Source organism: Streptomyces sp. NPDC047315 (genome assembly GCF_040643215.1).
Classification (GTDB): Bacteria; Actinomycetota; Actinomycetes; order Streptomycetales; family Streptomycetaceae; genus Streptomyces.
Genome location: NZ_JBEYTZ010000081.1, coordinates 1 through 6,950, shown reverse-complemented (window position 1 = coordinate 6,950; position 6,950 = coordinate 1). Strand labels below are relative to the sequence as shown.

General features: G+C 71.1%; 1 protein-coding gene. It reads left to right on the top strand.

Going from position 1 to position 6,950, the window contains the following annotated elements; translation table 11 throughout:
• The coding region (locus tag ABZ842_RS38445; RefSeq protein WP_361548430.1) for an amino acid adenylation domain-containing protein at positions 1-6,950 on the top strand (6,950 nt) is incomplete at both ends.

Sequence of the window (6,950 nt, the reverse complement as noted above, 5' to 3'; positions counted from 1 at the left end):
AGAAGTGCTGTGCGGGCTGTTCGCCGAGGTGCTCGGCCTGCCGGCGGTCGGGATCGACGACAGCTTCTTCGACCTCGGCGGCCACTCGCTGCTGGTGACCCGGCTGGTGAGCCGGGTCAGGACCGTGCTCGGCATCGAACTGCCGATCCGGGAGGTGTTCGCCGCACCGACCGCAGCCGGGCTCGCCGAGTACGTGGCCGGCGCCGGTGACCGCGCCGGTGAAGGCGCCACACGCCCGGCGCTGACGGCCCGTCCGCGACCTGAGCTGCTGCCGCTGTCGTTCGCACAGCAGCGCCTGTGGTTCCTGCACAAGCTGGAGGGCAGGGCGGCGACGTACAACATCCCGCTGGCGCTGCGGCTGACCGGTGACGTGGACCTCGATGCGCTGCGGTTGGCACTACGGGACGTGGTGATCCGGCACGAGGCCCTGCGCACCGTCTTCCCCGACGTCGACGGACAACCGCACCAGCGAGTGATCGAACCGGACGCGGTGGAAGTGGCCTGGGACGTCCAGCGCTTCACGGCCCAGGCGCTTTCGACCGCGTCTCGGTACGAGTTCGACCTGGCGAACGAACTGCCGGTACGGGGACGGGTCTTCATGGCTGGCCGCACCGACACCGTGCTCTTGGTGCTGTTGCATCACATCGCGGGCGACGGCTGGTCGATGCGTCCGCTCGCCGACGATCTGATGACCGCCTACCGCGCCCGCCGGCAGGGCGAGGCGCCCGAATGGGCCGCACTGGGGGTGCAGTACGCCGACTACACGCTGTGGCAGCGCGAACTGCTGGGCAGCGACCGTGACCCGGACAGCGTGTACGCCCGCCAGGTCGACTACTGGACCCAGCAGTTGGCGGGCGTCCCCGACCAGTTGACCCTCCCGTCCGATCGACCCCGCCCCAAAGTCGCCTCCTACCAGGGCGACCACCTGCACTTCGAACTGGACGCGGAACTGCACCGACGGATCACGGAGCTGGCACGGCGGTTGGGCGCCACGGTGTTCATGGTGCTGCACGCCGCAATGGCCGCACTGCTCACTCGCTCGGGGGCGGGCACGGACGTTCCGCTCGGCAGCGCCATCGCCGGCCGCACCGACGAGGCCTTGGACGACCTGGTCGGATTCTTCGTCAACACCCTCGTACTGCGCACCGACACCACCGGCGATCCACGCTTCGCCGACCTGGTCCACCAGGTCCGCAGGACCAGTCTCGCCGCCTACGCCCACCAGGACGTGCCGTTCGAGCACCTCGTCGAACTGCTGAACCCGCAGCGGTCGGCCGGGCATCACCCGCTCTTCCAGGTGATGTTCACGCTCCAGAACGCTCCGGCGGCGGAGTTCGAGCTTTCGGGCACTCGGGTGCGGTCGGAGTTCGTCAGCACCGCCACGTCGCGGTTCGACCTGTTCTTCAGCCTGTCGGAGTCACACGGGCAAGACCGTGCCTGCCGCGGCATCGCGGGGACGGCGGAGTTCGCCACCGACCTGTTCGACCGGGACACGGTGGACGAGCTGGTCGCTCGCTGGGTCCGGCTGCTGCGAGCGGTCGTGGCCGACCCCGACCTGCGCATCGGCCAGGTCGACATCCTCACCGAGGACGAGCGCGCCCACCTGCTCGCCCGCGGGACCGGCGCTGCCCTGGACGTGCCGTCGGCGACGCTGCCAGCGCTGTTCGCCGAGCAGGTGCGGCAGAGCCCGGACGCCGTCGCCCTGGTGAGCGACCGGACCGAGCTGACCTACGTGGAGCTGGACGCTCGGGCGAGCCGGCTGGCGCACTGGCTGGTCGAGCAGGGCGTGGGACCCGAGCGCCTGGTGGGCCTCGCATTGCCTCGATCGCTGGACCTGGTCGTGGCGATCCTGGCCGTGGGGAAGGCCGGCGGGGCCTATCTGCCGATCGACCCGGACTACCCGCCGCATCGGCTGGAGTTCATGCTGGCCGACGCCTCCCCGGTGCTCCTGGTCGACACCGAGACGCTGCCGAGCGACCTCGGGACCCGTCCCGACACCGCCCCGCCGGTCACCGTGCTGCCGGCGAACACCGCGTACGTGATGTACACGTCAGGCTCCACCGGCACCCCCAAGGGCGTCGTGGTGAGCCACGCCGAGGTCGTCGCACTGGCACGGGACCGGCGCTTCGCCGTCGGGCACGAGCGGGTGCTGCTGCACTCCTCGCCGTTGTTCGACGCGTCGACGTACGAGTTGTGGGTGCCGCTGCTGGGTGGCGGAACCGTCGTGGTCGCCGAGGCGAGCGGCTCGGACATCGACGCCTTGGCCGAGACGGTTGTCGCACGGCAGGTGACGGGGCTGTGGCTGACCGCCGGGGTCTTCGCGGTGGTGGCGGAGCAGCACGCCGCGGCGCTGTCCGGGGTGCGGCAGCTGTGGGCCGGCGGTGACGTGGTCGCTCCGTCCGCCGTCCGGCAGGTGCTGGCCGGCAACCCCGACCTGGTGGTCGTGAACGGCTACGGCCCGACCGAGACCACCACGTTCGCATGCCGGTATCCGGTCGACCGCCAGCGGGAACCGCTGCGGATCGGTGCCGGAGTGCCGATCGGCGGCCCGATGGACGGCATGCGGGCGTACGTGTTGGACGCCGGACTGCGTCTGGTACCGCCCGGTGTGGCCGGTGAACTGTACGTCGCCGGTGCGGGCCTGGCCCGCGGGTACCTGGGCCGGCCCGGGCTGACGGCGGAGCGGTTCGCCGCGGATCCGTGGGGTTCGGCCGGGTCGCGGATGTATCGCACCGGGGATGTGGTGCGGTGGAGTCGGGACGGCCAACTGGAGTTCGTGGGCCGTGGCGACGAACAGGTGAAGATCCGGGGCTTTCGCGTCGAGCCCGGTGAGATCGAGACGGTCCTGGCCGAGCACCCGCGCGTGGCCCAGGCCGTGGTGGTGGCCCGGGAGGACCAGCCCGGCGACAAACGCCTGGTGGGCTACGTCGTTCCAGGAGCTGTCGACGCGTCGGACGTCGAGGCCGGAGCACACGTCGACGAGTGGCGCGAGCTGTACGACTCGGTGTACTCCGGCCCGGCCGACGCGGAGTTCGGCGAGGACTTCACCGGCTGGAATTCGAGCTACACCGGCGATGTCATCCCCGTGGCGGAGATGCGCGAGTGGCGGGCCGCAGCAGTCGAGCAGGTCGTGGCTCACCGGCCTCGGCGCGTGCTGGAGATCGGCGTCGGCTCGGGGCTGCTGCTGTCCCGTATCGCGCCGGAGTGCGAAGCCTACTGGGGGACGGACTTCTCTCCCGTGGTGATCGACGCCCTCGCCCGGCAGGTGGAGCGGGCCGGGCTGTCCGACCGGGTGCGGCTACGGGTCCAAGCCGCGCACGAGCCCGAGGGGCTGCCGACCGGATTCTTCGACACGGTCGTACTGAACTCGGTCGTGCAGTACTTCCCCGACGGCGACTACCTGGAACGGGTGCTGACCGGGGCGATGGAACTGGTGGCCCCGGGCGGCCGGGTCTTCGTCGGCGACGTGCGGCACGCCGGATCGCTGCGGGCGCTGCTGACCGCGGTCCATCGTGCGCAGTACCCGGAGTCCTCCGCGTCCGCCATCCGTGCCGCGGTCGAGCGTGCCGTACTGACGGAGAAGGAACTGGTGATCGATCCGGAGTTCTTCACCGCCCTGGCCGCCCGTAGCGAACACATCGGCGGAGTCGACATCAGGCTGAAGCCCGGCCGTGCGCACAACGAGCTGACGCGGTACCGCTACGAGGTCGTGCTGCACAAGACGCCCGTGGAGCCGATCGCCTTGGACGACGTGCCCCAGGTGACCTGGGGCCGTGAAGTCGAGGCCCTGGATGAACTGGGCGAGCTGGAAGGACTGGCGGACCGGGGCGAACCGGTACGTGTGGCGGGCATTCCCAACGCCCGGTCGGCCGACGAGACGGCCGAGGCGCGGGCCCTGTCCGTGCTGGTTCCCTCGGGCGACCCCGGGCCCGCGCTGGATCCGCAGGAGGTCCACGACTGGGCCGCCCGGCGCGGCTGGGGCGTTGTCGTGACGTGGTCGTCCGGCTCGGTGGACCGCTTCGACGCGGTGCTGGTGCCGGCCGGGCCGGTGACGGGGCGGGCGGTGTCCGGCGGATACGCCGGGTCGGGGACCGCGGGCCGCAGGCTGGTCAACGACCCGGCGGGGTCCCGCGGCACATCGGAACTGGCCACGTCGTTGCGCGGCCACCTCCGCGAACGGCTGCCGGACTTCATGGTGCCGGCCGCGGTGGTCCTGCTCAGCCGGTTGCCGTTGACCGTGAACGGCAAGGTGGACCGTACGGCGCTGCCCGCACCGGACTACGGCGTCCTCGTCGGCGGTCGGGCACCGCGCACACCTCAGGAAGAAGTGCTGTGCGGGCTGTTCGCCGAGGTACTGGGCCTGCCCGCGGTCGGAGTCGACGACAACTTCTTCGACCTCGGCGGGCACTCCTTGCTGGCCACGCGCCTGACCAGCCGGATACGCACGGTACTGGGTGCGGAGCTGCCGATCCGGGCGGTGTTCACCACCCCGACGGCCGCCGGACTGGCCCGGCAACTGCTCGACGGCACCGAACAGGTCCGGCCGGCGCTGACGGCCCGTCCGCGACCTGAGCTGCTGCCGCTGTCGTTCTCCCAGCAGCGCCTGTGGTTCCTGCACAAGCTGGAGGGCAGGGCGGCGACGTACAACATCCCGCTGGCGCTGCGGCTGACCGGTGACGTGGACCTCGATGCGCTGCGGTTGGCACTACGGGACGTGGTGATCCGGCACGAGGCCCTGCGCACCGTCTTCCCCGACGTGGACGGACAGCCGCACCAGCAAGTCATCGAGCCGACCACGACGGAGGTGGGCTGGGAGGTCCACCAGGTGCCCGAGGAGGAGCTGGCCCGGACGCTGTCGGCTGCTGCGCGCCATGGATTCGACCTGGCGACGGAACTACCCGTCCACGGCCGGGTGTTCGTGACCGGAGCCAACGAGTGCGCGCTGTTGGTGCTGTTGCATCACATCGCGGGCGACGGTTGGTCGATGCGTCCGCTCGCCGACGATCTGATGACCGCCTACCGCGCCCGCCGTCAGGGCGAGGCGCCCGGCTGGTCGGCGCTGGGGGTGCAGTACGCCGACTACACGCTCTGGCAGCGCGAACTGCTGGGCGAGGAGGACGACCCGGACAGCGCTTTCGCCCGTCAGATCGAGTACTGGACCGGGCAACTCGCCGGCCTGCCGGACCAGATCCGGCTGCCCGCCGACCGTCCCAGGCCCGACGTCGTCTCGTACCGGGGCGATCAACTGCGGTTCGAGGTGGAGGCGGGACTGCACCAGCGGATCACGGAGTTGGCGCGACGTTCGGGCGCCACGGTGTTCATGGTGTTGCAGGCGGGCATGGCAGCGTTGCTCACCCGGTTGGGAGCCGGAACGGACATCCCGCTCGGGTCGGGGATCGCGGGCCGCACGGACGAAGCGCTGGACGATCTGGTCGGGTTCTTCGTCAACACCCTGGTCCTGCGCACGGACACCTCCGCCGACCCGTCCTTCGGCGAGCTGGTCGCCCGAGTACGGGAGGCCAGTCTCGCGGCCTACGCGCACCAGGACGTCCCGTTCGAGTACCTGGTCGAGCGGCTCAACCCCCAGCGGTCGGCCGCCCATCACCCGTTGTTCCAGGTCGCCCTGGTGCTCCAGAACACCCCCGCCGCCGAGTTCGACCTGCCTGACGTGCACATCGGCACCGAACCGGTCCGGATGGGCGTGTCCCGGGTGGACCTCACGGTCAGCATGACCGAACGGCACGATCGCACCGGAGCGCCCGACGGCATCACGGGCGTGGTGGAGTACTCCACGGACCTGTTCGACCGGAGCACGGTGGACGCCCTGGCGGCCCGGTGGACGCGGCTGCTGAACGCGGCGGCGAGCGCACCGGACCGACGCATCAGCCAGGTCGACCTCCTCACCGACGACGAACGGGCCCGGCTGCTCGCCGACGGGACCGGCGCGACACCGGACCTGGTGTCCGCGCCCCTGGCCGAGCTGTTCGCCGCGCAGGCGGCTCGGAACCCGGACGCCGTGGCCGTGGTCGCCGGGAGCGACGTGCTGTCCTACCGGGACCTCGACGTGCGGGCGAACCAGGTCGCGCACTGGCTGGTCGAGCAGGGGGTGGGGCCCGAGCGGCTGGTGGGACTGGCGCTGCCCCGCTCGCTGGACCTGGTCGTCGCGATCCTTGCCGTGGGGAAGGCAGGCGGGGCCTACCTGCCAATCGACCCGGACCACCCGGCGGGACGCGTCGAGTTCATGCTCGCGGACGCGTCGCCGGTGCTGGTGATGGACGCGGACGTACTGGCCCGGCACTTCGATCGGTATCCGCACTCCGCTCCGCCCGTGAGCACGTCGGTGTCGAACACCGCGTACGTGATGTACACCTCCGGCTCCACCGGAACCCCCAAGGGCGTCGCGGTGACACACGCCGGGATCGCCGCCCTGGCCGCCACCCTGGCCGAGCGGTGCGTCGTCGAACCCGACAGCCGAGTCCTCCAGCTGTCGTCACTGGGCTTCGACGCGCTGGTGTGGGAGCTGGCGCTGGCGTTCCCGTCCGGTGCGACGCTGGTCGTGCCGCCACCCGGACGTCTGGTGGGGGAGCAGCTGGGACGTGAACTGTCGGCAGTGAGCCACGCATTGGTGGTTCCGTCGGTGCTGGCGACGGTGCCGGAGGAGTACGCCGGACACCTGCGGAGCCTGACGGTGGGAGGTGAGGCATGCTCCGCTGAGCTGGTCGCGCGGTGGGCGCCCGGCCGCCGCATGGTCAACGCGTACGGACCGACGGAGGTCACCGTCTGCGCCACCGTGAGCGACGCGTTCACCGACACCGCAACACCGATCGGCCGACCCGTCTTCCACTCCCGGGTGTATGTGTTGGATGGCGGGTTGGGTTTGGTGCCGGTTGGTGTGGTGGGGGAGTTGTATGTGGGTGGGTTGGGTTTGGCTCGGGGTTATGTGGGGCGTG